Below are 26,228 nucleotides of genomic sequence, written 5' to 3'. Positions count from 1 at the left end.
CCTTCGTGAACACGGCTGCAGAATGGCCGGTCACCCTTCAGTGGGCGCAGCTCGTGCTGCGCCCACTGGCCATGAGTGACCGCGGTGAATGGGACCGGGTGCGCTACCGCAATAAGCAGTGGCTCGAACCATGGGAGGCGAGCAACCCCGAGGCGGACGGCGCGGCGCCGTCGTTTCGTGGTTTCGTGCGCTCCATGACCAAGCAGGCGCGGGAAGGACAGACCCTGCCGTGGTTGATCACCGAGCAGGACCCCGGGACCCGGCGCCACGAACTCGTGGGGCAGCTGACCGTCTCGGGCATCACCCTGGGTTCGTTCCGCTCCGCGACGTTGGGCTACTGGGTGGACGGCGCGCAAGCCGGGCGCGGGATCGCCCCCATGGCGGTGGCCATGGCCACCGACTACTGCTTCGAGCACCTGCGGTTGCACCGGATGGAGATCAACATCCGCCCGGAGAATGCCAAATCACTGCGGGTCGTGGAGAAGCTGGGTTTCCGGGACGAGGGGCTGCGCCCGAGGTTCCTGCACATCGCGGGTGACTGGGCGGACCACCGAAGCTTTGCGCTCACCGCGGAGGAGGTCCCGGAGGGGCTCGTTCGTCGGTTCACGGGCGAGGACCGGGGGATCACCGTCCGGCGCGCGTCTCGCTGACAGCCATGTGAAAAAGCTCCGGACGGCGTCATAACTGCATCGAATTACATTGATGTGAGCAACACGCGTTTGCGTTGCGGGGGATCACGGCGCGGTGTCCTACGCTGAGACGGTGGGATTGTCGTGGGTGAGCAGTTCGGCCGTATTGGCCATTATCATCGTGTTGTGCGTCGTGCGGTTCGCACCGCGCCTGGCTCGGCGCACGAACGCTCCTGTTCGTGCCCAGGTGGAGGCCCCAGAGCTGCAGACCGGTGCCGTGATCCACAGGCAGGAGCGCGTGGGCGCGGAGTCCACTACAGTGCACACAGTAGCCTCATCACACGTCCACGAACGGGAGACGAAAGCCATGGAGACAACGGCACCCGCGCCGGGCGCGACCACAGTCCAGCGCGGTTCCCTGGCGGGGCTGCGGATCAAGTGGGACCGCACCATCATCTTCCTCACCGGGGTGTTGCTGCTCCTGGCCGCCGTGGTGAGCGCTCTCGCCGCACCACTGACCGCCGTGTCCTGGGCCGTACCCGTGGTCCTGTTCCTGCTGGGCGCCGGGTGCGTGGCCGGTCTGCGCTACCTCGCCGTCACCGACCGTGAACAGCGCGCCGCCGCCCGTCCCGTCACCGCGGACGTCGCCCCCGTGCAGTACGCGATCTTCGATAACGAGGACGAGGACCGCCAGGAAGCCGCTCAGCACGACCGCGAGCTGCACGCGTCCCTGGACCTGCCCGTGGACGGTGAACAGCCCGCCACCGGAACCGCCGAACGTCCCGCGGAACCCGTCTACACCGTCGCCGAGTTGCGCGCCGAGGCCCTCAAGGTCGCCCGCAGTGCGGCACCGGCCGCGTCGAGCGCCACCACGTGGCAGCCGGTCCCGGTGCCCAAGCCGCTCTACACGCAAGCGCCCGTGGTCGAGCGCAGCGAGCCGGAACCCCTCCGCGTGCCCGAGCGCCCGGCAGCTCGTTCAACGTCCCTCAAGGAAGCCGTGCGCGCCGGTGAGCAGGAGCCTGCGGCGCTGAACCTCGACGACGTGTTGAAGCGACGTCGGGCCTGAGAGCTCTGCAGAACATTCGTTGACAGCAACGCGCCGCGGCACCCGACCAGGGCCGCGGCGCGTTCCACACAGGGAGCACCATGGTCACCCAACAGGTCGAGATCGAACGCAAGTACGATGTCGCGGGGCAGCGCACCCCCAGGCTCAAGCTGCACAAGCTCAAGAACTTCACCGTGGGTGATCCCGTGGAGCACGAGATGAGCGCCACGTACTACGACACCGCCGATCTTGCGCTCGCGCACGCGAAGGTGGCCGTGCGGCGTCGTACGGGCGGCAGCGACGACGGCTGGCACGTCAAGTACCAGGCTGGGCAGGTGCGCGGGGAACTGCATTACGAGCCGCTGAAGACCTCGGCGCAGCGGATCCCCGCCGCGCTGCGCAGGGTCCTCACCGGCCTGACCCTGGGCGAGGAGCTCACCCCGGTCGCGACCATCAACACCCACCGCACGGTGTACCCGGTGCTCGGGGAGGACGGTCAGTACGCGGAGCTGTGCCTGGACGCGGTCAGCGCGCGCGACGAGCGCGGCCGGGTCACGCGGGAATGGTCCGAGTGCGAGGTCGAGCTCACGCGCGACGACCTCACCCAGAAGCAGGCGCGCACGGTGTTCGAGGCCGTGGAGTCCGTGCTGTACGCGGCGGGGGCGGCGCCGTCGTCCTCGGTCGCGAAGATCGCCCGCGCCCTGGGCCAGGACGGTGGCGACTCGGTGCGGGTCGTCGCCCCGGAGCACGCCGCAGAGGCCGGTGCCTCCGACGACGCCGCCCTCCCGGACCACGCCAGTTCCGGCACCGATGACGCCACGTCCTCGGACGGTGGTGTGAGCGAAACAGATGCCGCGAAGGCGTCGGCGGAATCGGAGCGGGGTTCGGCCACGAAGTCCGAGATGACGGGCGATGCGGAGACGGACAAGGGCTCCGGCAAGAAGCCGGGCAAGAAGGCCAAGGCCGAGAAGACCGGGAAGAAGTCGAAGAAGAAATCGGGGAAGTCCTCGGACAAGGACTCTCAGGTCCCCGCTGCGGCGGAGCCGGAGCCCGAAACGGAGTCCGAGCCGACCGGAGCGGACGTTCTCACGGCGATGCTCGTCCGCCTGACCGGGGAGCTGCAGCGGTGGGACTTCGCCGTGCGGATCGACGCCCCGGACTCGGTGCACCAGTTGCGGGTGCGCTCGCGGGCGTTGCGGGCCGTACTGCAGGCCGCGCGTGGGTTCGTGACCGAGGACGTCGTCGCGGATCTTGAACAGCGCCTCAAGGGTGTTGCCAGGGTCCTGGGTGATGCCCGCGATCAAGAGGTCGCCCGTCAGCGACTCGACGTGTTGCTCGAGGCCCAGCCCTCCGGCGTGGTGACGGAACAGTCCAAGCAGGAACTGCGTGCCGCGGCCGACCAGCTCGGCGTGGTGGCGGGCCGCACCGTGCGCCGGGAACTCGACGGTGCCGCCTACCTGCAACTCGTGCGGGACCTGCGAGTGCTCGCGGCGGGCCAGGACATCACCGAGGACGCGGCGCAACTTTCGGCCAAGGACTTCGCCAAGACCGTGCTGGGTGCCGCGTTGAACCGTGTGCTCGTCTCCGCCAACGCCAAGGTCCCGGACGCCGATGTCGCGACCGACGTCAGCGACATGGCTGCCGAAGTGGGTCGACGCATCACCCTCCCGGGTCTGGACGCAATGCAGACCGCCGCGGCGTTCGACGTGGTCCACGAGACCCGCAAGGCCGCCAAGTCCGCGCGGTACGTGTCCGAGGCACTGGGGCACGCCCACGCCACGGCGGGCAAGAAGCGGGTCCGTGCGGCCGCGGTGGCCAAGGACTACCAGGACGATCTGGGCGTGATTACGGACGCCGCCGTCATGGAGGAGTGGTTGGCCCGGGCCAGCCGGTCCTTCCAGCGCACGGGCAAGGACCGCTACGCGGTGGGCCTGCTGCACGGGATGGAGCTGTCCGACCTGCGGGACGGGATGCTCGAGGCGCCGGAGATCCTCGAGGATCTGGTGGAGGACCTGTGCGAGGTACTGCCGTCGGAGGACTGACGAGCACCGCCCCGCCCCTGGGGTGGATCCCAGGGGCGGGGCGGTGCTGTCGCGCGGTTGCGGGCCCGTGATGTCGGGCACTGCATTCGTGGCGGGGCCGTCTCGCCTCAGCGCCCGTCCGGTCAACGCGGAGCGGCTGGTCCCGGGGTGCGAACGGCGTGCATCACTCGGATCCCGGAGCGCTCTTTCAGGCCCGGTGGCGCGGCGCCGGGCGGCCACCGCGTCGGCCTCTGCGCGGCGGGCGGGCCGCGGTCTGCGTGGCTGTCGACGCCTGCGAGGTCTCCCGGGTTCGCGGGAACTCAGAGGCGGCACTGTCCGTCACGGTCCCCGGCTGACGAGGGGATTCTGCGGGGCGGTCCGAGGCGCCCACTGCCGCCTGCGCCTCGGTGGCGGTGGCCTCGACCGTGGAGATCTCGCCCGTGCTCAGGTCCACGCGGGTGGCCAGGGGCTTCTCCTCCACGAACAGCAGCAGCACGAACGCGAGCACCGCGAGCGGGATCATGAACAGGAAGATGGGCAGCAGGGCGTCGTTGTAGGACTGGATCACCGGGTCGCGGAACATGGCCGGCAGCCCGTGCACGCTCTGCGGGGTGAAGGAGTTGGCGTCCATCGCCCCGGCGGACTTGCCCGGGATCTTGGGCAGGTTCTCCGCCAGCAGGTCCTTCAGCCGGGAGATGAACAGCGAGCCCACCACGGCGGAGCCCACGGTGGCTCCCACCTGGCGGAAGAAGTTGCTGGAGGCGGTGGCGGTGCCCACGATCCGGTTGGGCACCGAGTTCTGCACGATGAGCACCAGGATCTGCATGCTCAGCCCGATGCCCGCGCCGAACACCGCGAGGAACACGCACATGCGAACGGTGGAGTCCGAGACTTCCAGGGTGGACAGCAGCCACAGGCCGATGCCCATGATCACCATGCCCACCAGGGGGAACAGCTTGTACCGGCCCGTGCGGGAGACGATCTGGCCCGAGACGATCGAGGTGATCAGCAGGGACGCCATCATGGGGGTCATGAGCAGACCGGCCTGGGTGGCGTCCACGCCCTTGACCATCTGGATGTAGGTGGGCATGTAGCCGATCGCGCCGAACATGGCCACGCCCACCGCGAGCCCGGACACGGTGGTCAGGGTGAAGTTGCGGTCCTTGAACAGGGGCAGGGGGATCACGGGGCTGCTCGCGCGGGTCTCGGCGATCACGAAGGCGATGGCCCCGGCCAGGGTGGTGGCGCACAGCAGCAGGATCTGCGGGGAGTTCCAGTCGTACTGGGTCCCGCCCCACGTGCACACCAGGATCAGGCACGTGGTGGCACCGGCCAGCAGGATCATGCCCAAATAATCGATGCGTTCGCGCTCCTCGCGGGGCCGCCGGGGCAGCTTGAGGAACACGGCCACCGCGATGATGGCCAGGATTCCGAGCGGGATGTTGAAGGAGAACGCCCAGCGCCAGCCGGGACCCTCCGTGATCCAGCCGCCCAGCAGCGGCCCGGCCACCGAGGACACGGCGAACACGGCGCCCATCACGCCCATGTACTTGCCGCGCTCACGGGCGGGGACCACGTCCGCGATGGAGGTCTGGGCGAGGATCATCAGACCACCGCCGCCCAGGCCCTGCACCACGCGGGCGGTGATGAGCCAGCTCATGGTCCCGGCCGCCGCACCCAGGGCGGAGCCCGCGATGAACAGCACGATGGCCGCGATCAGCACGGGCTTGCGGCCGAGGAGATCGGAGATGCGGCCGTAGACCGGCATCATCACGGTGGAAGCCAGGATGAAGCCGGTGATGACCCAGCTCATGTGGTCCACACCGCCTAGGTCTCCCACGATGGTGGGCAGGGCGGTGGAGAGGATGGTCTGGCTGAGGGACGCGAGCAGCATGACGACCATGAGGCTCGCGAACAGCAGTCCGAGGTGGGGTGGTTTCTCGTCCACAGGAGGGCTGGATACAGCCCGGGTGGCGGTGGCGGTCATGAGATCTCCTTGAGAGCGGTGCGGAAGACGCCGATGGCGTGGTCGAGCGCGCGCTGGATGGCGGCGTCGTCGGGTGTGGTGGCCAGATGCGTGTTGGTACGGAACACGAACTTGATGACCGAGCCGGCCAGCAGGACGAACGCGTGGGTCGTTTCCTCCGAGCGGGGAGGGGTGTCGCGCGCGGAGTGTTCGGTGACGGTGGAGACCACGAGGTTCTCCACCGCGGTGATGTGCATCCCGATGCGCCGTTTGAGTTCGGGGTGGGCGCACATCAGTTCACGACGGCGCGTGGCGAGCTCCGGGGGGCCTGTGGCGTCCCGGAGGACGTCTACGAACAGGCGCACGGTGCGAGCGAACTCGTCCCCGGCGTCAGGATCCGTATAGCGCTCGCGAGCGGCCTCGGACAGTCGCGGCGGGGTGAGCCCCAGCATCGCGTCCTCCTTGGACGAGTAGTAGTTGAAGAACGTCCTGCGGGAGACCCCGGCACGTTCGGCAATGGCTTCCACGGCGGTGTCGGCGTAATTCCCCGACGTCGCGAGCTCCAGCGCGGCGCGATGGATCTCCGCGAGGGTGCGAACACGGTGGCGTTCACGCAGGGAGAGATGGGATTCAGGCACGACGAAAATCCTATGCACGAGTGCAATTTGCACAAGTGCAACGAGTGCACGGATGAAGTGAGTTCCGCCACGACGTGCGGGGTGTGTCCGGCAGCCAACCCGGGTCCTTTAAGACGCATGCGATGCCCACCCGGGTCCTCTCGGACGCGCCCGGTACCCGCCCACCCGCCCGCTCCTGGCCGCCGCGGCAGCCGGACTGCACAACACCTGGGGCCCGAAAATGCACGGATTCTCGAATCCACGTGCTGTTCCGGGACACAGATGTTAGGGGCCGGATGGATGGCCGGGTCGATACAGTGGGGCGGTGACAGTTCCCCTCCTCGCCTGTGTGGGCCCGGCCCAGCACGGTGTCCGCATGCATGCCGAGGCACTCGCGCGGCACACCCCGGAAGCCCGATCGGTGTCCGGCACGGTCGACGAACTCCTGCCCGACCTGCTCCGCGACGACGCCCCCGTGCACCTGCACTTCACCGACCGCGTGTTCGGCGATTCCGCCACGGCCGCCGCGGACACGATCGCCCGGTTGGCTCGGGTCCGGCCCGTCTCGGTGACCCTGCACGACATTCCCCAGCCGTCGGACGGCCACGCCTTCGAGGCGCGACGTGCCGCCTATGCGCGCGTCGCGGACCTCGCGCGCACCGTGATCGTGAGCAGCGCGTCGGAACGTCGCCAGCTCGAGCGGTTCGTCGCAGCCGATGTCACCGCCGTTTTCGTGGACCCGCTGCCCATCGATCCGCCGGAGCCGGGGGAGTGGGCGGCCGCGCGACGTCATCCGGCGAACGGCACTCCGAGCGTGGCGATGCTCGGCTTCCTGTATCCGGGCAAGGGCCACGACCGTGTGGTCGCGGCCCTCGAAGGTGTGCGCACCCCGGTTGACGTCGTGGCACTGGGCCGCCCCTCGGACGGTCACGACGACCTCGTCCCGGCCCTGAACGCCGCGGCCCGCGCGCTCGGGCACTCGTTCAGCGCCACGGGATTCCTGCCCGACGCCGCCCTGACCCGCGCCGCGCAAGAAGTCACGGTCCCGGTGGTCGCACCGTCCCACGTCTCGGCCTCCGGGTCGGTGGGCCGGTGGATCGCGAGCGGACGCAAACCCCTCGTGACGCCCCACCCGTTCTTCGAGGAACTCGCGGCGCGGGCCCCATGGGCGCTTACGCTCACCGATGACCTCCCGACGGCGCTGGCTCGCGCACTCAAGGATCCCGCCGCCACGTGGATCGATCCCGCCGCGTGGGATGCGACTCAGGTCCCCGGCACGGCTGCTGCCGCCGCAATGCAATGGGAGCGGATCACAGGGGATCGACTCACACCTCGGCGAGGTGCGCTGTGAGCGCGCCGTCGATGAGCGTCGTCGTCCCGTACTTCGAGAACCAGCGCGGCCTGGATCGCCTGCTCGCCGCATTGGCGCAGCAGGACCACCCGGTAGAAGAGTTGGAGGTTGTGGTCGCCGACGACGGCTCCGCAGAGGCCCCCGCGATCCCGCCCGTCCCGTTCACGTGCACCGTGGTGCGCCAGGAGGACCTGGGCTTCCGCGCGGGGGCGGCGCGCAATCTCGGGGCGCGCACTGCGCGGGGTGATGTGCTCGTGTTCCTGGACGGGGACATGATCCCCGAGCCGGGGTTCGTCTCCGCGATGCTCACCGGGCTCACCCGTGCGGATGACGGCCACGGCGCGCTCGCGGTGGGCGCTCGCCATCACGCGGCGCTCGACGGCCTCAACGTGCCCGCCGTGCTGCGCTGGGTCGCGGGCGAGGACGTCCCCGGCGCACGTCGGCTGCAGGCTCCCGTGTGGCTCGCGGACGGCTACGCCCGCACGGCGGATCTGGCGGACGCGGGGACCGAGGACTTCCGGCTCGTGATCAGCGCGCTGCTCGCGATGGACCGCGCACTTTTCGAGCGCTGCGGTGGCTTCGACGAGACCCTCGTGGGCTACGGCGGCGAGGACTGGGACCTGGCGTACCGCTGCTGGCAAGCGGGGGCGCGCTTCACCCACGTACCGGGGGCCGGGGCGTGGCACGACGGTCCCGACCTCGCCGGCCGCAGTGCCACGCGCGCGGTCAAGGACGCCGAAACTCTCGCCCTCGCCCGGCGGATCCCACTGCGCAGCACGCGCGGGTCGGGTGTCGCGTTCGGCCAACCGTGGGCGGTCGTGCAAGTGCACGGGCACGACGACGCCGCCGAGGCCTACCTCACCGCCGCCCACGTCCTGCGCGACACGGATGCCGGGGTGTGGTTCGTGGACCGCGCGGAGGTCCCGGACGCGCTCGCCGAGGACCCCCGGATCCGGATCGGTGCACCACCGCAGAACGTGCTCGACCGGGCCGTGGTCCTCGCCGATGTCCACGCGCCCCTCACACTGGACGTGCCCCTGCGTCGGTGGAGCGAGCGCGGGGAAACTCATGTGCCGGGGTTGCTCACGGTGCGTTCCGTGCGTGCCGTGAACCGGGCAGAATCGAATCCGGTGGACGTGGACCCGGACGATCCGCGGGTCCCGGTCCACGCCGCGGACACCGCACGACGACTCGAGGACAGGGTGGGACATGACCACTGAACCGACGAACGACGCACACATCGCGGGCCGCCGGGTGCACTACGGGGACTTCTACGGGCTCAACAAGTTGCCCGATGTCCCGCTGTTCGCGGTGTACGGCAACTGTCAGGCCGAGTCCCTGCGCGTCCTGCTCCACGGCGCCCTGGCCGGTGAGTGGCACGGGGTGCGCCTGCCGCCCGTGCACGAGTTGACCGAGCAGGACCTGCCCCACTTGCATACCCTGCTGCCGCGGCTCTCGCTGTTCGTGACCCAGCCCGTGGCGGCCGGATACCGCGGCCTGCCCCTGGGTAACAACGACGTCCTCCCGCGCATGGCCGACGACGCCCGGATCGTGCGCATCCCGGTGATGCGCTGGACCGCGCTCATGCCCACGCTTGCGATCGTGCGGGCCCCAGGCGTGGGGGACCCTCCCGTGGCCCCGTACCACGACCTGCGGGTGCTGACCGCCGCGGCCCGGGGTGAGTCCACGGTGGAGCTGACCCGCCCGACCCCGGAGGCAGTGTGGGCGGCACGGGAAGAGTCGCTGCGACAGCTACGGGTGCGACAGGACGCGCACCGTGCCCTCGATGTCGCCTCGATCCTGGATGCCGCCGGCCCCAATGCCGTGCACGTGATCAGTCACCCGGGTAACGGGGTGCTCACGGAGGTCGCTGCGGCGATCCTGGCGGAGGCCGGCCTCAGCGCGACCGTCCCCGATCCCGGGCGGGTACTGCTCGGTGGGATCCGCGCTCCCATATACGCGAGCACGCTCGAAGTCCTCGGTCACGATCCCGGCGACTTGATCGGGGGTCCGCACGACGACTGGATCATCCACGGGGAACACATCCCGGAACAGGACATCGCGGCCGAACACCTGCGCTGGTACGCCCGGAACCCTTCCGTGGTCACGGCCGGTCTGGCGCGCCACGAACTACTCATCTCCCGCCTGGGACTGGATGGGGGGCTGCGCCGATGAGCCCGGAAAAGAAAGACGCGGCGACCGCGGCGTCGTCGGGCCCCGAACGCACTGCGGACGGGCACCACATCGTGGTCAACGGGCGCACATGGCGCGCCACGGACCCGTGCATCCCCGAGAAGTTCCGGGAGGAACTCGTCCGCGAACTCATGAGCGCCCGGCGAGCCGTGAAGTCCAAGGACGAACACGCGCGCGAGCGGGTCCAGGACGCGAAGGTCGCGCTGGGGGAGCGAGGTGACCCGTGGTGGGAGAGCCCCTCGGAGTCCGGACTGCGGGAACGGCGTGCGGCCACGATCCGTGCGTTGCTGCGGCACCGAGCGGGCACGACGATCTGCCCGTCCGACGTCGCCCGGACCCTGGGCGGGGACGAATGGCGGGACGACATGCCCGGGGTGCGGGCGGTGGCCCGGGAACTGGCGGACGTGGGGGAGATCACGGTGCAGCAAAAAGGTGAGACGGTGGACATCACCACAGCCTGTGGCCCGGTCCGGCTCGCGCCGGGGCCGGAACTCACGGGGATGCCCGCGGACGGGGGCTGAAACCGCTCGTCCGGACCGAGGAGGTCGCGTGACGTTCCTGGACGACGCGACATCACTGCGGCCCGACCTGCACACCGCTGGTCTCGTGGGCGCGGCCACACTGCTGAGCGCTCGCCGGGACGACCTGGCGGGCCACGTCGTGTTCATGGTCCAGCCCGGCGAGGAGGGACCTGGCGGAGCGGCGCCCAGGCCGCGGCCCTCGCCGAACTCGCGTGGGAGCGTCTGGCGCGCGCCTGATGTTCCTGCCGGAGGCCGGGGCGGTGCGCCCCGCTCAGCGCACCCGTTCCCCGGCCTGCCACACCCCGCGGACCCGGCCGCGCAGTTGCGTGACGCCCTCGCGGTGGAGATCACCCTGGAGTAGGACCAGATCCGCCGTGGCGCCACGCTCGAGGTTGCCCAGGCACGGTTCCTCGATGAGCTGCGCGGCCGTGGATGTCGCGGCACGCAACGCGTGAGCCGTGGACATCCCGTTGGCCGCCATGAGCTCGATCTCCTCGAGGTTCTCGCCGTGGGCGCCCACGCCCGCATCCGTGCCCATGGCGATCTTCACGCCAGCGTCGTGGGCCTTGGCCACGGACGCGCTGTGGGCTTGCGCCACGCGGCGGGCCTTCTCGACCACGCCCGGGGGCATGGGCACGCCCGCCTCGTGGGCCGTGATCACCGCGAGCGGGGCCTGCAGCGTGGGGACCAGGAAGGCGTCGTTCTCCAGGAGCAGCTCGATGGCCTCGTCGTCCAGGAAGATCCCGTGTTCCACGGATCGTGCTCCGGCGCGCAGGGCGTTCTTGATCCCGGGGGCACCCTGCGCGTGGGACATCACGTAGGCACCCTGTGCGCGGGCCTCGGCCACGATGACCTCGATCTCGTCCGGGCCGAACTGCGAGTGCTGCGGATCGTCGTCGGGGGACAACACACCGCCCGTGGAGCAGATCTTGATCTGGTCTGCACCGGCCCGCAGGATCTCGCGGGCCTTGCGCCGCACGCCGTCGGGACCGTCGGCCACGCCGTCGGGGCGGCCGGTGTGCGGCGCGAGCATGGGTGAGCACGCACCCGAGAGCAACCAGCTGTCCCCGTGGCCCCCGGTCTGGGACATGATGCTCACCGAGAGTTTCACGCGTGGTCCGCGAACCAGCCCGGTGGCCAGGGAATGCTTGAGGCCGGCGTCCGCACCACCGGCATCGCGCACGGTGGTCACACCGGCGTCGAGCGTGCGGCGCATGTTGTCCACCGAGCGGTAGAACTGCGTGGAGAACGGTTCCGCGAAACCCGCGAGGGACCCCGCGTTGCTCACGGTCAGGTGTACGTGGCAGTCGATGAACCCCGGGGTGAGCGTATGTCCCGAGCCGTTCACCGTGCGCGTGTCCTGCGAGGCCTGGATCTCACCGTGCGAGGCCAGCCGCTCGATGCGTCCCTCGCGCACCAGGACGTCCCTGGTCCCGGAGTGGAAGTCCGTGCCGTCGAAGACGACGACGTCCGTGAACAGCGTGCTGGTGGGTTCCCTCATGGTGTCCTCCCGGGGTGTGGGCGTTGCGGCGGAGTCAGGCGTGCAAAACCTCGTGGGATTCCGAATCGCGAATGTCCGCCGTTTCGATCTGGAACGTGGAGTGGTGTACCGACACATCGAAGTGTTCCGCGACACACGTCTTCACGTCCCGGAGCAAGTCTGCCGCATGCCCATCCCGGAAGCACTCGTCCTCCACGACCACGTGCGCGCTGATGGTGGGAAGGCCCGTGGCGACCGTGGAGGCGTGAACGTCGTGCACGTCCACCACGTGGTGCAGGGCCATGATGTGCTCGCGGAACAGGTCCAGATCCAGGCCGCGCGGCGTGAACTCCATGAGCACCGCTGCGGTCTCGCGCATGATCCGCACGGCGCGGGGAAGGATGAGCGCGGCGATGAACAGTGCCGCCACGGTGTCCGCGCGCTGGAACCCGGTGGTCGCGATCACCACGGCGGCCACGATCACGCCCAGCGAGCCCAGGGCGTCGTTGACGACCTCCAGGAACGCGGCACGCATGTTGAAGTTGCTCTCCCGACTCGAGGACAGCACCAGGATGGCCACCACGTTGCATGCCAACCCCGCGGTGCCGAAGACCAACAGCTCCGTGGGCGGTACCTCGCGCGGTTCCACGAGCCGCCGGACACCCTCCACAGCGGCGAAGATCCCCACGCCCAGTAGGAGGGTGGCCTGGCCGAGGGCCGCGATCACCTCCACGCGCCGGAAGCCCCACGTGTGCTTGGAACTGGCCGGGCGCGTCATCAGGTGCGCCGCGACGAGCGCTACGAGCAGCCCGATCGCATCCGTCAAGGCGTGGACGGTGTCGGTCAGCAGGGCCAAGCTCCCCGTGATTACCGCCCCCGCCGCCTGGGCCACGACCATCCCCGCGGTCAACCCGAAGGCCACCCGCAGTCGCCCCGGGTGTCCCGTGGCCCCAGCGTGGGTGTGACCGTGTACGTGTCCGGCGCCCATTACTCGGCCTCCCATCCCGACGACGACGCCGCCCCGCCCCGCACTGCCGCGGTCCCGGTGGCGGGTCCCTGCGGGGGATGACGCAAGTGAGCACACAGCACCGCGTCGGTGCCGGTGGCGTGCAGGATGCGTTCCGCGGCTGCGATCAGGGCCGCGAGTTCATGGGGGCGGGTGAGCGAGTACCACGTGGCGCGCCCCTCCGGCCGTGCCTGGATCAGGTGGCACTCCACGAGGAAGCTCAGGTGCTTGCTCACCGTGGACTGGGCCAGGCCCATGTGCTCCACGAGGTCCCGGACCCGGTGTTCCCCCGAGGCCAGGTGCTGCACCACGGCCAGCCGGGTCGGTTCACTCAGGGCCTGGAACAGGTGCGCGTACGCGGCGGTGGCTCGTGCATCCAGCGTGGGGAGCTCACTCACTTCAATCGCCATGGAGCGATGATATCGTTCCACGCCGCATGCGGGAAAGCGTGGGACGATGTGTCGCCCTGGCCGCCGCGACATGACCACGCCGGATACATCCGTGCTGCGGTACGACGCCGCGAACGACGCCCACCCCGCGAGCCTGCCCGGCGTCGTCGAGCTCCAGAATCCTGGCTGAGTCGCGCTCGCTGACCAGGGGAGTGCCCCCGTGGAAGGCAACGGGCCACGGCGCGTCCAAGTTTTCGGTCACGGTCCGGGGCTTACCCAACGACGACGCCGCCGCCGTTTCGCTCGGGTCGGCTCGGACGTCCGGTCGCCGTTGCACGAGGTCAGAAGGAAAAGGCCGGACACAAGGAACGCGGTGGCTGCGGGACGTGATGCGAAAACCCTGCTGAGCTCCTTTCGGGGCCGTGGCGTGGATCCGGCCTACCGGGGCTGGTCAGGCCGACTGCGATCCTGACTCGAGGGCGACGGCGTGGACAGCGGCCGCCAGCGCGTGTGCGAGGTCATCGAAACTCAGCGCTGAATCCGCGGGGGTGTGATCCGGGTCGGTCTCGGCACCGATCCCCGCTGATCCTCTCGACCTGACCGCGGGTACGTGGATGAACGCGGCGGGCAGATCCGTGCGGTGCAGTGCGGTCCAGAAGACGGCGTTGCACAGGAAAGCGCCTGCGTCGTCGGAGACCTCGGCCGGGATGCCCGCGTCCCGGACGGCATGGGCGAGCGCGGAAGGGTCAATGCGGGACTCGAGGCGCTCGGGGCCCTCGGCCAGGGGAGCGGCGCCGCGGACCCCGCCGTCGTTGTCCGGGATGCGCCCGTGCCCCAGGTTCCTGGCCCACCGCTCAGGGGTGACGGCCGTTCGGCCGCCCGCTTCACCCACGGCCACGACGGCGTCGGGCCGGTGTTCCTCGACGGCCCGCAGCAGCGCGGGACCCGCGCCGGACCACGTGACGGGGAGGATCGCCGTGGCGATGCATACGCCGTCGCTCGGCGCGAACTCGCGGAGCATGTCGACGGCGACGCCGCTCGCGTTCTCCGTCTCTCCACCGAAGGGCTCGAAGCCGGTCACGAGGATCTTCATGGGCTCACAGTATCCGCGCGCGGCGGGTCAGCCTCGGAGGATCTTCTCCATGGCAGGGGCGTCGGTGAAGGAGGTCTGGAAATCGACGTCGTTTTCGAGCTGGCTCCGCAGCTGCTCGGGGGAGTATCCGGTGAGCCAGCAGATGATCTGGTCCACCTCGTCCTTGGTGCGGCTCTTCTTCCCCGCCTTGGTCACGTAGTGCGGGCACACGCTGGCGACGCTCGTCGTGTAGCTGCGGTGCTGGGGCATGGGGCCCTTCTGCCGGGGGCAATGGGTGGCGATGCACGTGTGTCCCGAAAAGACATGTCCTTGGCGAATCGCATGTCTTCACGGGGCACAGATGTTCGCGACGGTCCGGCGGCCGCGCTCCCGACTCCATCGATCGGGAGCGCGGCGCGCGGACAGCAAAGATCCCGTGCCCTTCCGGACACGGGATCTGAGAAAAATGTGGAGCTTAGGGGAATCGAACCCCTGACCTTTTCATTGCGAACGAAACGCTCTACCAACTGAGCTAAAGCCCCGAACAACAGGGAACACTCTAGCCCTCCGCGCCGGTTTTCGCACATCCGTGCGCCACGAAGCCGTACGTATCGCTCGGATGGGCCTGCACGCCCAGCTCGGACAGGCCCGGACATGGCGCACGCACGGGTGCACTTAGGGTGGGAGCATGACCGCAGCGGACACCCCGACACCCCCCTCTGAGCCCGCGGAGCCGGGCGCGTTCACCGTGGGGTACGTCCCCGGTGTCATGCCCGGCAAGTGGTTCGGCCGGTGGCGCGAGCGCAGGATGCGCCCCGAGCTGCGGGACGTCCTGGTCCCGGCCGCGGAATGGCGCTCGGCGCTCCACGACGCCGCCGTCACTGCGTGTTTCGTGCGGCTCGGCTGGGCGCCGGGGGATCCTTCGCTCGAGGACCTGCGGGTCACCCACAATGCGGTGCACCTGTACGACGAGCTGCAGGTGGCGGTGCTGAGCACCGACGACCTTTTGACCGTCCTTGACTCCCTCACCCTCGCGCAGCTCACCGAGGAGTCCACCCCGCAAGCGCACGCCGACATCGACGACGCCGCCATGGCCGTCGAACTCGCCGCCGCCGGCGTGGGCCCCGTGGTGCTGCCGATGTCCGTGGCGCGCCTGCATGCCCGCAAGGACGTGACCTTTAGAGAACTCACGGACGCCCCCACCGTTCCCGTGGTCCTCGTGTGGCCTCGCGGCCTGGATGACGAGGGCGAGGACACGGTGCAGCGGTTCGTGGGGATCGTGCGTGGCCGTAAGGAGTCCAGTGGCAGGGAAGCGCCGCGAGACGGCGGCCGCACCAAGGATGGGGCCCGTGACAGGGACAGGCGAGCGGCGTCATCGGCGGGGAAGCGTAGCGCAGCGAAGCCGGGACGCGGGCGGCCCTCCCGGGGTGGGGGAGTCCGCCGGAAGCGGAGCTGACGGCCCGCGCTCAGCCGTCCCCGCGGCGTTCCGCGGACGTGGTTCCCTCGCCGGACTCGTCGCGGCTGGGGGTGCGGCCGTCCGGGGTGTGGCTGTCCACGTCCACGGGTTCGGGGCGCACCGGGGTGGTGCGCAGCTTGCCGGTCGTAGGCACACGCGGCACGGGGAAGGACGTGGTGGGTGCTTCTCCCTGTGTCTCGGGCTCGGCCCCCGTGCGCACTGTGACCTGGTTGGTCAGCGGGATGCGCAGCCCGTCCCGGTCGAGCATTTTTTTGATCCGCACCCGCATCACGCGGGCCACGTCCCACTGCTCGAGGGGAGCGGTCTTGACGGCCAACCGGATCGTGATGCTCTCACCCGAGATGTTCTCCACACCCCACACCTCGGGGTCCGCGACGATGCTGGGACCCACGTCCGGATCGTCACGCACGAGCCGGGCTTCGTGTTCGATCATGTCCGCGATCAGGTCGATGTTGGTGTCGTAGGGGACGGGGATGTCCAGGACACAGCGGGCCCAGCCCTGGGACTGATTGCCCACGCGCAGGATCTCGCCATTGCGCACGTGCCACAGGGTGCCCTTCACGTCCCGGACCTGGGTCACGCGCAACCCCACGTTCTCCACGGTGCCCACGGCCTCACCGAGATCCACGGAGTCACCGATGCCCAATTGGTCCTCCGCGACCATGAAGATCCCGGAGAGGTAGTCTTTGACCAGGGACTGCGCACCGAAGGACAGCGCCACGCCCGCGATGCCCGCGGAGGCGAGCACCGGCCCGATGTTGTACCCGAGTTCCGAGATGATCATGAGGATCGCGATCGCCCACACCGCCACGGTGGACACGGACGAGAGCACCGCCCCGATGGTCCTGGCCCGCAGGCTCTGGCGTTCGGATGCCAGCCCCGCGTCCTGCACCCAGCGGGCCTGGCCGTGGTCAAAGCGCTTGATGATCCGCGATTGGGTGCCGCGTGCAATCCCCCGGGTGATCTTGCGGATCAGCAGGCGCACGAGCGCGGAGACCACCACGGCGCCCAGCAACACGAGCACCAGGCGGAACGGTTTGTCGAGCCAGAATTCCCAGTTGTCCATCCCCGCCAGGGTAATGGCCCGGGATGCGTGCCCGCTCAACGCGGAGCGGGAGCGGCCTCCGAGAGGGCCGCCGGACCACGTCGCCCGCGGACGTCACCCGCCGACGTCGCCCCCGGACCGTCCCACCGTGCGGCCCGTCCGCGCCCCAGCGAACCGACGCGTTGCGCGCCTCACAACCAGTTCTTGACCTTGAATACCGCGTAGAGCACCACGGCCACGAGCAGCATGAGGCCCAGGGACATGGGGTAACCCAGGCGCCAGTCGAGCTCGGGCATGTGGGTGAAGTTCATGCCGTAGATCGAGCCCACGATGGACGGCGCGAAGAGGATCGCCGCCCACGAGGAGATCTTCTTCATCTGTTCGTTCTGCTGCATGGCGGCCTCGTTCTGCCGCGCCGTGGTGAGGGTGGAATCCACGCTCATGGCGTCGGTGAGCGAGGCCCGCATGGATTCGAGCTTCCCGCTGACCTGGATCACGTGATCCAGCACGTCACGCAACCGGTGCTGCAGTTCCTCGTGCGTACCGTACTTGGTGAAGCCCGTGAAGTAACGCTGCATCACGTTGCTGAGCGGGGCCACCCCGCGGTGGAAGTCGTTGATCTCCCGGGCGAGCTCGTAGATCCGTTGCGAGACGTTCGGTTGCCCGGCGAACAACGCGTCCTCGATCTCGTCGATGTCGTTCTCGAGACCGTCGAGCACGGGGAAGTAGTCGTCCACGATCTGGTCCAGCAACGCGTACAGCACGCCGTCCGGACCGAAGCACAACAGCTCCCGGTCCTCCTCGACCCGCTTACGCACCCGCCCCACGCCGCTGGACTCGGAGTGACGGATGGTGATCACGAAATGGGGTCCGGTGAAGATGTGGATCTCACCGATCTCCACGGTCTCGGTCGCGTCCTGGTAGACCGCCGGGCGGATCACGGTGAACAGCGTCTCGCCGTAGCGTTCCATCTTGGGGCGCTGGTGCGCCTGGACGGTGTCCTCGACCGCGAGCTCGTGCAGGTGGAAGTGCTCGGCGAGCGAGCGGGTTTCGTGCGAATCGGGCCGGTACAGCCCGATCCACGCCACGACCGTGTCCCCGCTCTCGGACGCGGAGGGCTCCCCGGGATGCTCCAGCATCCGCTGCAGCAGGTCGTACGTCTCCTCGAGGGACCGGGGCGACTCGACCCTGCGCCCGTTGCGGTAAATGGCGTTCTCCACGATGCTCACCCGGACATTATGGGCCCCGCCCGCGCGTCGCACCGACCGCACCCTGCCGCGCCCGTACCGCCCCGGGGAAACCGGTCCGCTGTCAGGGGTCACCCGGAACGCGTCAGTAGACTGGCGCTCATGAGCAAGCCGTTCGATTCCCGCGTGGGCGCCTATGCCCTGATCACCCGCGACGAGCACGTGCTGTTGACGCACTGGAACCCCCGTCACCCGGGGTTCGACGGCGCGTGGACCCTTCCCGGCGGCGGCATGGAACCGGGGGAGCAACCGGAGCAGACCATGATCCGGGAGGTCTTCGAGGAGACCGGTTTCCACGTGGAATCGGATGGCCTGGTGGGCGTGCACAGCTACTGGATGACCCCCGAGCAGCGCCTGGACGGTCAGCCCCGCGGCAATCACGCGTGCCGCGTCCTGTACACCGCCCACGTCACGGGCGGTGAGCTGGCGGTCGAGGAGAATGGTTCGTCCGACGACGCCGCGTGGTTCCCGATCGCACGCATCGACTCCCTCAAGCGCCTGGACCTCGTGGACCAGGGCCTGCGACTCTCCGGGCTCACGAGCGCCGTCGCGGACCCGGACACCCCACCCGAGGACATCCCCGAGCAGGACGTGGCCACCGAGCCCGGCCGGGACCGGTGAGTCACGGGGTGCGGCTGCGCGCCGTCGCCGCGCTCGCGAGCGGCGCCCTCCTGCTGAGCGCGTGCGGCGCGGGCGGCGGGACCGGCGGGCCGGACACGGGGACGGCGAGCCAGGCGGCGTCGTCGAACGCCACGGGGGAGTCCACCGTGAAGATCGCGACCGGTGTGGACCTGCAGACCCGCGTGCTGGCGCACCTGTATCAACAGCGGCTGGCCGCGGACGGGATCACCGCGAGCGTGGTGGACGTGGGGACCACGCGCGAACAGATCGTGGACGCACTGCAGGCCGGCCGCGCGACCATGGTCCCCGACTTCACCGGTGATTTGTACGTGTACGCGCGGCAGAACGAGCGGCCGGCCTCGCCGCAACCGAGTGTGAGCCCCTCGTCCACGCGTTCCCCCGCCCGGGACACGGACACCCCGCGCGGGCTGCTGGACTCGCTCGGGCAGTTGCTCGGCATCACGGGGGAGACCGGGCCGTCCGACGACGACGTGTACCGCGCCCTGCCCGGGGCACTGCCGCGCGGGCTGACCGTACTCGATTCGTCGTCCGCGCAACGTACGGACCGCGTGGTGGTCACGGCCGCGACGAACGCGCAGTACAACCTGGGGGGCCTGAACACGATCGGGGAGCACTGCCCCGAGATGGCCGTGGGGATGGCCCGGGGCTACGCGGACAGCGCCCAGGGAGAGCGCGGGCTGAAGGCGTATTACGACTGTGCGCCCAAGGCCGTGCCGGAGTTCGCTACCACCGGTGAGCTCGTGAATGCGCTGCTGAACGACGAGGTGCAGGCCGCGGTGCTGCGTTCCTCCGAACCCGCGATCGACGACGACGGGCTCGTGGAACTGGACGACCCGAACCGACTGTTCCGCCCGGAGCGCGCGGTGGTGCTCAGCTCCGAGGGCATGGACGACCGGGCGGTGGCCTCGGCGAACGCGGTCTCGGCAGATCTCACGTCGGAGGACCTCACGACCATCACCCGGCTCGCGGGAGGGTCCGATCCCGCGATGAGCCCCGAACAGACGGCCACGTTCCTGCGCGAGCAGCCGCGCTGACGTGATCCGAGAAGCGCTGACGTGCGACGGGAGGCAGCGAGCGACGTCGTGGGCCCCTGAGCCGCGGGACACCGCCGCGCGCCGACCGAATCGGGGCGGAGGCGCCGAGTATGGTGACCCCATGGCTAAGGTGAAACAGTCCGACAAACTGAAGAACGTCCTCTACGACATCCGCGGGCCCGTGCTCGAGCAGGCGGAGAAGATGGAGGCCGCGGGTCAGCGCATCCTGCGCCTGAACATCGGCAACCCCGCACCCTTCGGCTTCGAGGCACCGGACGCCATCCTCGTGGACATGATTAAGAACCTGCCGAACGCGCAGGGCTACTCGGACTCCCGGGGCATCTACTCCGCGCGCACCGCGGTGGTGCAGTACTACCAGACGCGCGGGATCATGAACCTGGACACAGACGACGTCTACCTGGGCAACGGTGTCTCCGAGCTGATCACCATGACCCTGCAAGCACTGTGCAATCCCGGCGACGAGATTCTGATCCCCTCGCCGGACTACCCGCTGTGGACGGCGTCCGTGGCACTGTCCGGTGGGACGCCCGTGCATTACACGTGCGACGAGGAGAACGGCTGGAACCCGGACCTCGAGGACATGGCGTCCAAGATCACCTCGCGCACCAAGGGCATCGTGATCATCAACCCCAACAACCCCACGGGCGCGGTCTACTCACGTGAGACCCTGCAGAAGATCGTGGACCTGGCCAAGGAGCACGATCTGATCCTGTTCTCGGACGAGATCTACGAGAAGATCACCTACGACGGTGCGGAGATGATCAACACCGCGTCCCTCACCGGTGAGGACGTGCTGTGCCTGACGTTCTCGGGGCTGTCCAAGGCCTACCGGGTGGCCGGCTACCGCTCCGGGTGGCTCGCGATTACCGGGCCTAACTGGCGGGCGGAATCGTACCTGGAGGGCATCAAGCTGCTCGCCAACATGCGTATGTGCGCCAACGTGCCCGCTCAGCACGCGATCCAGACGGCCCTGGGTGGATACCAGTCGATCAACGACCTCATCCTCCCCGGCGGGCGGCTCAAGGCCCAGCGGGACATCGCCCACCGCAAGCTCAACGAGATCGACGGCATCACGTGCGAGCAGGCCCGCGGTGCGCTCTACCTCTTCCCCAAGCTGGACGTGGAGAAGTTCGGGATCGTGGACGACGAGCGGTTCGCCCTGGACCTGCTCAAGGAACAGAAGATCCTGCTCAGCCACGGCACCGCGTTCAACTGGGGCAAGCCGGACCACTTCCGCCTGGTCACGCTGCCCGCGGTGGACATGCTGGACACCGCGCTGGACCGCTTGGGCGAGTTCCTCTCCGGGTACCACCAGTAGCCGGTTCCCGGCTCCGACAGCGGTCCGGGCGACGTCTCACCACGGGGTGACGTCGGCGGGCCGCGCCGGGGTTTACTCGTGACCGGACCCCGGTACGTCCACCCGACGACGGCGCGTCAGTCCTCCGACGCCTCCTGCTCCCGGTTCTCCTCGCGCCGGGCGCGAGCGGCGTCGAGGCGTTCGCGGGCGCCGTCGAGCCATTGCTCGCAGCGGGTGGCCAGGGCTTCGCCCCGTTCCCACAGGTGGAGGGACTCCTCGAGAGTGGTGCCGCCGGCTTCGAGTCGGGCCACGGTCTCCACGAGCTGCTCGCGGGCCTGTTCGTAGCTCAGACCGTCCACGTCCGAGAGATCGGGGCGGGATCCGGCCGAGCCGCTGGCGTGGGCATCGTCCTGTCCGGTGCTGCGCTGCTCGCTGCTGTTCTGCTGTGCCACGGTGTGTCCTTCCGGTGGGGTCGGGGAGGTCGAAGGGCGGGGGTCAGTGGTCCCCGGGCTGGCGGTTGGAGCGGGAGGAGACGTTCACGCCGAGTTCCCCGGCGGCCAGGCGCACCGTGAGGTCCTGCCCCTCGGAGGCGTCGCGCGCATCGGTGAGGACCGAACCGTCCGGGGTCTGCACGACCGCGTAACCGCGATCCAACGTCTGCTGCGGGGACAGAGCACGCACGCGTGCGCGCATCTGGGTCACCGTGTCCCGCGCTCGCACGGTCTGGGCATTCACCGCGGACCACGCGCGCGAACGCCAGCGGTCCAGGTCCTCCTCACGGACCAGGATCATGGTGTCCGGCTGGGCCAGGGAGGGGCGGGACCGCATGGTCTCGAGCCCCTGGTGTTCACGGTCGATCATGGTGGCTACTGCACGGTCCAGAGCGCCGCGCGCCTGGGCGATGCGCAGGCGTTCCTCGTGCACGTCCGGGACGATGCGTTTGCCCGCGTCCGTGGGGGTGGAGGCGCGCAGGTCCGCGACGTAATCCAGCAGCGGCTGGTCGTTCTCGTGACCGATCGCGCTGACGACCGGCGTGTGGGCGGCGAACACCGCGCGCAGCAGGGATTCGTCACTGAACGACAACAGATCCTCGAACGCGCCCCCGCCGCGGGCGATCACGATCACGTCCACGGCCTCCATGGCGTCGAGCTCCGCAAGGGCCTGGACCACGGCGCGCGCCGAACCGGCTCCCTGGACCGGAACCTCGCGGATCTCGAACTGCACACCCGGCCACCGGTTGGTGGCGTTGCGCACCACGTCCTTCTCGGCATCGGAATTGCGCCCGGTGATCAAGCCGACCCGGTGGGGCAGCACCGGGAGGGATTTCTTATGGGCGGGGTCGAACAGACCCTCCTCCGCGAGCGCTCGCCGCAACCGTTCGAGGCGTTCCAGGAGGTCCCCCAGACCCACGGGGCGGATGTCCCGCCCGATCATGGACAGCCGCCCGGTCTTGACGTACAGATCCGCCTTGAGATTCACGATCACCCGGGAGCCCCGTTCGAGGGGGCGTTCCAGCCGGGACATCTCCGCCTTGAACATGGTGACGCTGACCGAGACCTCGTCGTGGAGGTCGCGCAGCGTCACGTAGGAGACGCGGGCGCGGTGATTGACCTCGATCACCTGACCCTCGACCCAGGCCGCAGGTGCGCGTTCGATCCACCCGTGCAGCCCGTACGACAGCTTGCTGAGCGGCCACGGATTCTCCGGGGTGGTGTCCCGCGCCAACCGGGGCGTCTCGGCGGGGCGTTCCGGTGCGCCGGTGTCTTCGCTCGGGGGCCACGTACTCATGGGACATAAGTATCACCCGACGGGGACACGCACAGCCGGTTCTTCGTACAGTGGAGTCGTGAGCTCCTCTCCGTCATCCCCTCCCGCGGCGCTGCTGCGCAGCCTGTGCGCCGCCCTGTGCGCGATCCTGGCCGGTGCGGGGTTCGCCGTGTGGCTGGGGCTGACCTGGATCCAGGACCATCTGCTCTCACCCTCGGGGTTCCAGGACACCGTGGCGGCCGTGGTCACCGAGACGTCCTTCCAGGACGAACTCGTGCGCACCGTCCTGGACCGCGCGACGTTCAACGCCCTGAGCGACGTCGAGGTCGGGATCGAACCCGTGGACCAGGCCATCGAGCGGGTCCGGGAAACGGCGGTCACCGCCGCACAGTCCTGGCTCACCGCCCCCGAGCAACAGGGGACGTGGATCCAGGTCCTGCAGGACACCCACGACGCGAACGTCCCCCTGAGTGTCGATTCCGCGGACGCGCCCGAACACCTCGTGGTGGACGCCACCGCGTTGGGTACCGCCGTGGATCACCAGGTCGAGGACGTCATCGGGATCTCCCCGGGGATCGCCCGCAACGATCTGACCATGACTGTCCCCGGTGCCGAGACCGGTCGCGTGCTGGACGCCCTGGTGTGGCTCGCCCAATGGCGGTATGCCCTGCCGTGGCTCGTGGCGCTGCTCGCGGTGCTCGCCGTGGTGGTCAGCCCGCGGCGGTGGCTCGCGATCGCCGGGGTGGGCCTGGCCGGTGTGTTGTTTACAGGTGTCCTACTCGCCATGGTGCTGTGGGCCGCGAGCTCCGTGGTGGACGCGTCCGGTGTGGAACCCGTGGCGCACCTGGTCACGGAACAGATCATCACTCTGCTGCGAGAATCCTTCGTGGGACGCAGCGTCGCGGGCATGATCGGTGCCGCGTGCGTGGCCCTGGTGGGTGTGATCGGCGCCGTGGTGCGCTCCCGTATGGTCACTTACCATTAAGGACATGTCCACTGTGGTTGACCTGTCCATGCCCACCGTTCCCCGGGTTCGTCGCACCCCCCAGGAAATTGCCGACGCCGCTCCGGTCACCGGAGAGCGCAAGGTCCTGTTGGCCGCGCCGCGCGGATACTGCGCGGGCGTGGATCGCGCGGTGATCGCCGTGGAGAAGGCGCTCGAGCACTACGGTGCCCCGGTGTACGTGCGCAAGGAGATCGTGCACAACAAGCACGTGGTCCAGACCCTCGAGGAGCGCGGTGCGATCTTCGTGGAGGAGACGGACGAGGTGCCCGAGGGCTCCCTGCTGGTGTTCTCCGCCCACGGGGTGTCTCCGGCCGTGGTGCAGTCCGCCCACGACCGCAACCTCCACACCATCGACGCCACGTGCCCGCTCGTGACCAAGGTGCACCGCGAGGCCGTGCGCTTCGCCAAGAGCGACTACGAGATCCTGCTCATCGGCCACGTGGGCCACGAAGAGGTCGAGGGCACGTTCGGGGAGGCCCCCGAACACATCCAGATCGTGAACTCCCCGGAGGACGTGGACAGCATCGAGGTCCAGGACCCGGACAAACTCGTGTGGCTGTCCCAGACCACGTTGAGCGTGGACGAGACCATGGAGACCGTGAACCGGTTGCGTGCCCGGTTCCCCAACATGATCGATCCCCCCAGCGACGACATCTGCTACGCGACCTCCAACCGCCAGGCGGCGATCAAGGAGATCGCCCCGCAAGCGGACCTGGTGATCGTGGTGGGCTCGGCCAACTCGTCGAACTCCGTGCGCCTCAAGGAGGTGGCCCTCGAGTACGGGGCCCGGCGCGCCGAACGCGTGGACTTCGCCCACCAGGTGGACGAGTCCTGGTTCGAGGGTGTCGCAACCGTCGGCGTGACCTCCGGTGCTTCGGTTCCCGAGGTCCTCGTGCGCCAGGTCCTGGACCTGCTCGCCGAGTACGGCTACTCGTCCGTGGACGAAGTGGTCACCGCCCAGGAGGACATCCTGTTCTCCCTGCCCAAGGAACTGCGCGCCAAGCTGGCCCAGGACGGGGACACGTCCCGTCGGTTGGGCGGCCGCGGGGCCAAGCCCACGCGCTGAGCAGTGGCGCCAGGCCACAGCGCTGGGCCCTGGCACCAGCTCCTCCCGCTCAGCGCTGGCATCGGGCCCGCGCGCTGAGCCGCGTCAGTCGTTCACGAACTCCGTGGCCGTAACCGGACGGGGGACCGAGTCCACAGGTTTGGTGTCCAGGGCATCGGCTCCCGTGCTCGTGGGATCCAGTTCGGCGATCTTCCGGGCCGAGGGCAGCACCCGGGACTCCAACGACCCCACGAGTTTGTTGTACCCGTCCACGGAGCGCCGCAGTGACCCGCCCATGTCGGCCAGGTGTTTGCCCACCGCACCCATCCGGTCGTACAGCTCCCGCGACAACCGGTAGAGCTCCCGCGCGTTGTCCGTGAGGGTGGCCTGGCGCCAGCTGAACGCCACGGCCTTGAGGGCCGCCAACAGGGACACGGGGGACACCAACGCCACGTTGTTGCGCGCGGCGTACTCCAACAGGGACGCATCCGCGTCCAGGGCAGCGGCGAGGGCGGACTCGACGGGCACGAAGCACATCACGAGTTCGGGGGAGCTCTCCTCCGCGGACCAGTACTTCTTGGTGCCCAGGGTGTTCACGTGGGAGCGCAGTGCTTTGGCGTGGGCCACGAGCAACTGGGCGCGGCGCTGCTCGCTCTCCGCCGCGCCGTCCGATGGGACCGCCTGGGCGTCCAAGTACGAGTTCATGGGGGCCTTGGCATCTACCACCACGGTCTGCGCACCGGGCAGGTTGACCACCATGTCCGGTCGCTGCACGCCGCTGTCCGTGGTGCGCACGGACTGCTCGGCGAAATCCACGTGCCGGGTCATGCCGGCGGCCTCCACGACGCGGCGCAACTGCATCTCACCCCACGCACCGCGCGCCGTGGTGGAACGCAGCGAGGATTCGAGCGAGCCCGTGGCCTGTAGGAGTTGCTTGTCCGTGGTGCGGGCCGCTTCCAACGCCTGGGCGACCGCGCCGAACTGCTGGGCGCGATCCCGTTCCATCTGGTTCACGTGCCGCCCCACGGTGGAGAGTTGATCGTTGAGCGGAGCCAGGGCGCGCATCACGTTCTGGTCCTGCACCGAGCGGGCCTCGAGTGAATCCACCCGTTGTTCGAGTTGTTCGCGGGCGGAACGATCCGCGGCCGCTTCCTGTAGCGCGGTGAGTCGTTGTTCCTGGGCCTCGTCCAGCTCGGTTTCCAGTACCCTGGCCTTCCGCGAGGCCACGAGGTACCCGAGCACCCCGCCAACCACGAGGGCGAACAACGCCCACAACCACCACACCTGAGACATCACGGAACTGTCCATGGGCTCACGATGACAAGACCGTCCGACACGCACAAGCGCACGGGTGACC

Annotated in this window: 25 protein-coding genes, 1 tRNA gene and 1 pseudogene; 14 read left to right on the top strand and 13 right to left on the bottom strand. The window is 69.3% G+C overall.

All coding sequences use genetic code 11. From position 1 onward, the window contains the following. The first annotated feature begins 5 nt into the window (after positions 1–5). From IE157_RS00775 to IE157_RS00765, 3 genes are all read left to right on the top strand, one after another. Complete coding sequence (locus tag IE157_RS00775) at positions 6–650, top strand: GNAT family N-acetyltransferase (protein ID WP_085106443.1); 645 nt, start codon at positions 6–8, stop codon at positions 648–650. Between the two features lie 346 nt (positions 651–996). After that, positions 997–1,695, top strand: a complete 699-nt coding sequence (locus tag IE157_RS00770) for a hypothetical protein (protein ID WP_064847313.1) — start codon at positions 997–999, stop codon at positions 1,693–1,695. Between the two features lie 80 nt (positions 1,696–1,775). Then, positions 1,776–3,716 (top strand): CYTH and CHAD domain-containing protein, encoded by a 1,941-nt coding sequence (locus IE157_RS00765; RefSeq protein WP_193518865.1) that lies wholly within the window; start codon positions 1,776–1,778, stop codon positions 3,714–3,716. A gap of 187 nt (positions 3,717–3,903) precedes the next feature. Here the strand turns inward: IE157_RS00765 and IE157_RS00760 are convergent, their stop codons facing one another. Both IE157_RS00760 and IE157_RS00755 read right to left on the bottom strand, forming a co-directional pair. After that, the gene (locus tag IE157_RS00760) at positions 3,904–5,682 is read right to left on the bottom strand and encodes an MDR family MFS transporter (RefSeq protein ID WP_193518864.1); all 1,779 of its coding nucleotides are present in this window, start codon (positions 5,680–5,682) and stop codon (positions 3,904–3,906) included. Then, entirely contained in the window at positions 5,679–6,299 is a 621-nt protein-coding gene (locus tag IE157_RS00755) for a TetR/AcrR family transcriptional regulator (protein WP_064847310.1), read from the bottom strand. The genes IE157_RS00760 and IE157_RS00755 overlap by 4 nt, the downstream gene beginning before the upstream one ends. Before the next feature lie 304 nt (positions 6,300–6,603). On the opposite strand from IE157_RS00755, the gene IE157_RS00750 reads away from it, so the two are divergent. From IE157_RS00750 to IE157_RS12750, 5 genes and pseudogenes are all read left to right on the top strand, one after another. Beyond that, entirely contained in the window at positions 6,604–7,629 is a 1,026-nt protein-coding gene (locus IE157_RS00750) for a glycosyltransferase family protein (RefSeq protein WP_231885644.1), read from the top strand. Further along, complete coding sequence (locus IE157_RS00745; RefSeq protein ID WP_318281235.1) at positions 7,626–8,849, top strand: glycosyltransferase family 2 protein; 1,224 nt, start codon at positions 7,626–7,628, stop codon at positions 8,847–8,849. Before IE157_RS00750 ends, IE157_RS00745 begins: the two co-directional genes overlap by 4 nt. Further along, entirely contained in the window at positions 8,839–9,804 is a 966-nt protein-coding gene (locus IE157_RS00740; protein WP_193518862.1) for a WcbI family polysaccharide biosynthesis putative acetyltransferase, read from the top strand. Before IE157_RS00745 ends, IE157_RS00740 begins: the two co-directional genes overlap by 11 nt. Then, positions 9,801–10,343 carry a DUF3253 domain-containing protein gene (locus tag IE157_RS00735; protein ID WP_193518861.1) on the top strand — a complete coding sequence of 181 codons (543 nt, stop codon included), beginning with the start codon at positions 9,801–9,803 and terminating at the stop codon, positions 10,341–10,343. The genes IE157_RS00740 and IE157_RS00735 overlap by 4 nt, the downstream gene beginning before the upstream one ends. A gap of 64 nt (positions 10,344–10,407) precedes the next feature. Next, a pseudogene (locus IE157_RS12750) lies at positions 10,408–10,530 on the top strand (M20/M25/M40 family metallo-hydrolase); the annotation flags it as partial. Between the two features lie 84 nt (positions 10,531–10,614). On the opposite strand, the gene IE157_RS00730 reads toward IE157_RS12750, so the two are convergent. The 6 genes from IE157_RS00730 to IE157_RS00705 all read right to left on the bottom strand — a co-directional run bounded on the left by IE157_RS00730 (position 10,615) and on the right by IE157_RS00705 (position 14,832). Further along, entirely contained in the window at positions 10,615–11,844 is a 1,230-nt protein-coding gene (locus tag IE157_RS00730) for a metal-dependent hydrolase family protein (protein ID WP_193518860.1), read from the bottom strand. Positions 11,845–11,878: 34 nt separating this feature from the next. After that, the gene (locus IE157_RS00725) at positions 11,879–12,811 is read right to left on the bottom strand and encodes a cation diffusion facilitator family transporter (RefSeq protein ID WP_064847305.1); all 933 of its coding nucleotides are present in this window, start codon (positions 12,809–12,811) and stop codon (positions 11,879–11,881) included. Next, positions 12,811–13,239 (bottom strand): ArsR/SmtB family transcription factor, encoded by a 429-nt coding sequence (locus tag IE157_RS00720; RefSeq protein WP_193518859.1) that lies wholly within the window; start codon positions 13,237–13,239, stop codon positions 12,811–12,813. Before IE157_RS00720 ends, IE157_RS00725 begins: the two co-directional genes overlap by 1 nt. A 430-nt stretch (positions 13,240–13,669) precedes the next feature. Continuing rightward, on the bottom strand, positions 13,670–14,311 hold the full coding sequence (locus IE157_RS00715) for a pyroglutamyl-peptidase I (protein WP_193518858.1): 642 nt from the start codon (positions 14,309–14,311) through the stop codon (positions 13,670–13,672). Between the two features lie 27 nt (positions 14,312–14,338). Further along, positions 14,339–14,560, bottom strand: a complete 222-nt coding sequence (locus IE157_RS00710; protein WP_082943458.1) for a DUF2200 family protein — start codon at positions 14,558–14,560, stop codon at positions 14,339–14,341. Between the two features lie 199 nt (positions 14,561–14,759). Continuing rightward, positions 14,760–14,832: transfer RNA gene (locus IE157_RS00705), tRNA-Ala, on the bottom strand. Between the two features lie 146 nt (positions 14,833–14,978). On the opposite strand from IE157_RS00705, the gene IE157_RS00700 reads away from it, so the two are divergent. Further along, on the top strand, positions 14,979–15,746 hold the full coding sequence (locus tag IE157_RS00700) for a type 2 periplasmic-binding domain-containing protein (protein WP_318281234.1): 768 nt from the start codon (positions 14,979–14,981) through the stop codon (positions 15,744–15,746). Between the two features lie 10 nt (positions 15,747–15,756). On the opposite strand, the gene IE157_RS00695 is transcribed toward IE157_RS00700, so the two are convergent. Together IE157_RS00695 and corA are read right to left on the bottom strand one after the other, a co-directional pair. Then, a complete protein-coding gene (locus IE157_RS00695) occupies positions 15,757–16,833 on the bottom strand; it encodes a mechanosensitive ion channel family protein (RefSeq protein ID WP_193518857.1) in 1,077 nt (358 codons plus the stop codon). 170 nt (positions 16,834–17,003) lie between these two features. Further along, a complete protein-coding gene (gene corA / locus IE157_RS00690) occupies positions 17,004–18,041 on the bottom strand; it encodes a magnesium/cobalt transporter CorA (protein ID WP_193518856.1) in 1,038 nt (345 codons plus the stop codon). 120 nt (positions 18,042–18,161) lie between these two features. Here corA and IE157_RS00685 point away from each other — a divergent pair, with 120 nt between their 5' ends. From IE157_RS00685 to IE157_RS00675, 3 genes are all read left to right on the top strand, one after another. Continuing rightward, complete coding sequence (locus IE157_RS00685) at positions 18,162–18,680, top strand: NUDIX hydrolase (protein ID WP_145002691.1); 519 nt, start codon at positions 18,162–18,164, stop codon at positions 18,678–18,680. Further along, a complete protein-coding gene (locus IE157_RS00680) occupies positions 18,677–19,735 on the top strand; it encodes a glycine betaine ABC transporter substrate-binding protein (protein WP_193518855.1) in 1,059 nt (352 codons plus the stop codon). Before IE157_RS00685 ends, IE157_RS00680 begins: the two co-directional genes overlap by 4 nt. A 121-nt stretch (positions 19,736–19,856) precedes the next feature. Then, positions 19,857–21,074, top strand: a complete 1,218-nt coding sequence (locus tag IE157_RS00675; protein ID WP_193518854.1) for a pyridoxal phosphate-dependent aminotransferase — start codon at positions 19,857–19,859, stop codon at positions 21,072–21,074. Between the two features lie 116 nt (positions 21,075–21,190). Here IE157_RS00675 and IE157_RS00670 read toward each other — a convergent pair whose 3' ends face one another. Continuing rightward, positions 21,191–21,505 carry an exodeoxyribonuclease VII small subunit gene (locus tag IE157_RS00670; RefSeq protein WP_193518853.1) on the bottom strand — a complete coding sequence of 105 codons (315 nt, stop codon included), beginning with the start codon at positions 21,503–21,505 and terminating at the stop codon, positions 21,191–21,193. A gap of 43 nt (positions 21,506–21,548) precedes the next feature. Then, positions 21,549–22,841, bottom strand: a complete 1,293-nt coding sequence (gene xseA, locus IE157_RS00665; RefSeq protein ID WP_193518852.1) for an exodeoxyribonuclease VII large subunit — start codon at positions 22,839–22,841, stop codon at positions 21,549–21,551. A gap of 58 nt (positions 22,842–22,899) precedes the next feature. Between xseA and IE157_RS00660 the strand changes: the two genes are divergently transcribed. Together IE157_RS00660 and IE157_RS00655 are read left to right on the top strand one after the other, a co-directional pair. Next, positions 22,900–23,805: a hypothetical protein gene (locus tag IE157_RS00660; RefSeq protein WP_193518851.1), complete on the top strand. Its 906-nt coding sequence runs from the start codon at positions 22,900–22,902 to the stop codon at positions 23,803–23,805. 4 nt (positions 23,806–23,809) lie between these two features. Next, complete coding sequence (locus IE157_RS00655; protein ID WP_162229180.1) at positions 23,810–24,892, top strand: 4-hydroxy-3-methylbut-2-enyl diphosphate reductase; 1,083 nt, start codon at positions 23,810–23,812, stop codon at positions 24,890–24,892. An 84-nt stretch (positions 24,893–24,976) separates the two neighbouring features. Here the strand turns inward: IE157_RS00655 and IE157_RS00650 are convergent, their stop codons facing one another. Then, positions 24,977–26,179, bottom strand: a complete 1,203-nt coding sequence (locus tag IE157_RS00650; RefSeq protein WP_318281233.1) for a DNA recombination protein RmuC — start codon at positions 26,177–26,179, stop codon at positions 24,977–24,979. Positions 26,180–26,228 lie beyond the last annotated feature (49 nt).

It is taken from the genome of Kocuria marina, assembly GCA_014652975.1.
Classification (GTDB): Bacteria; Actinomycetota; Actinomycetes; order Actinomycetales; family Micrococcaceae; genus Kocuria; species Kocuria marina.
This window is presented reverse-complemented; position numbering and strand designations above follow the sequence as displayed.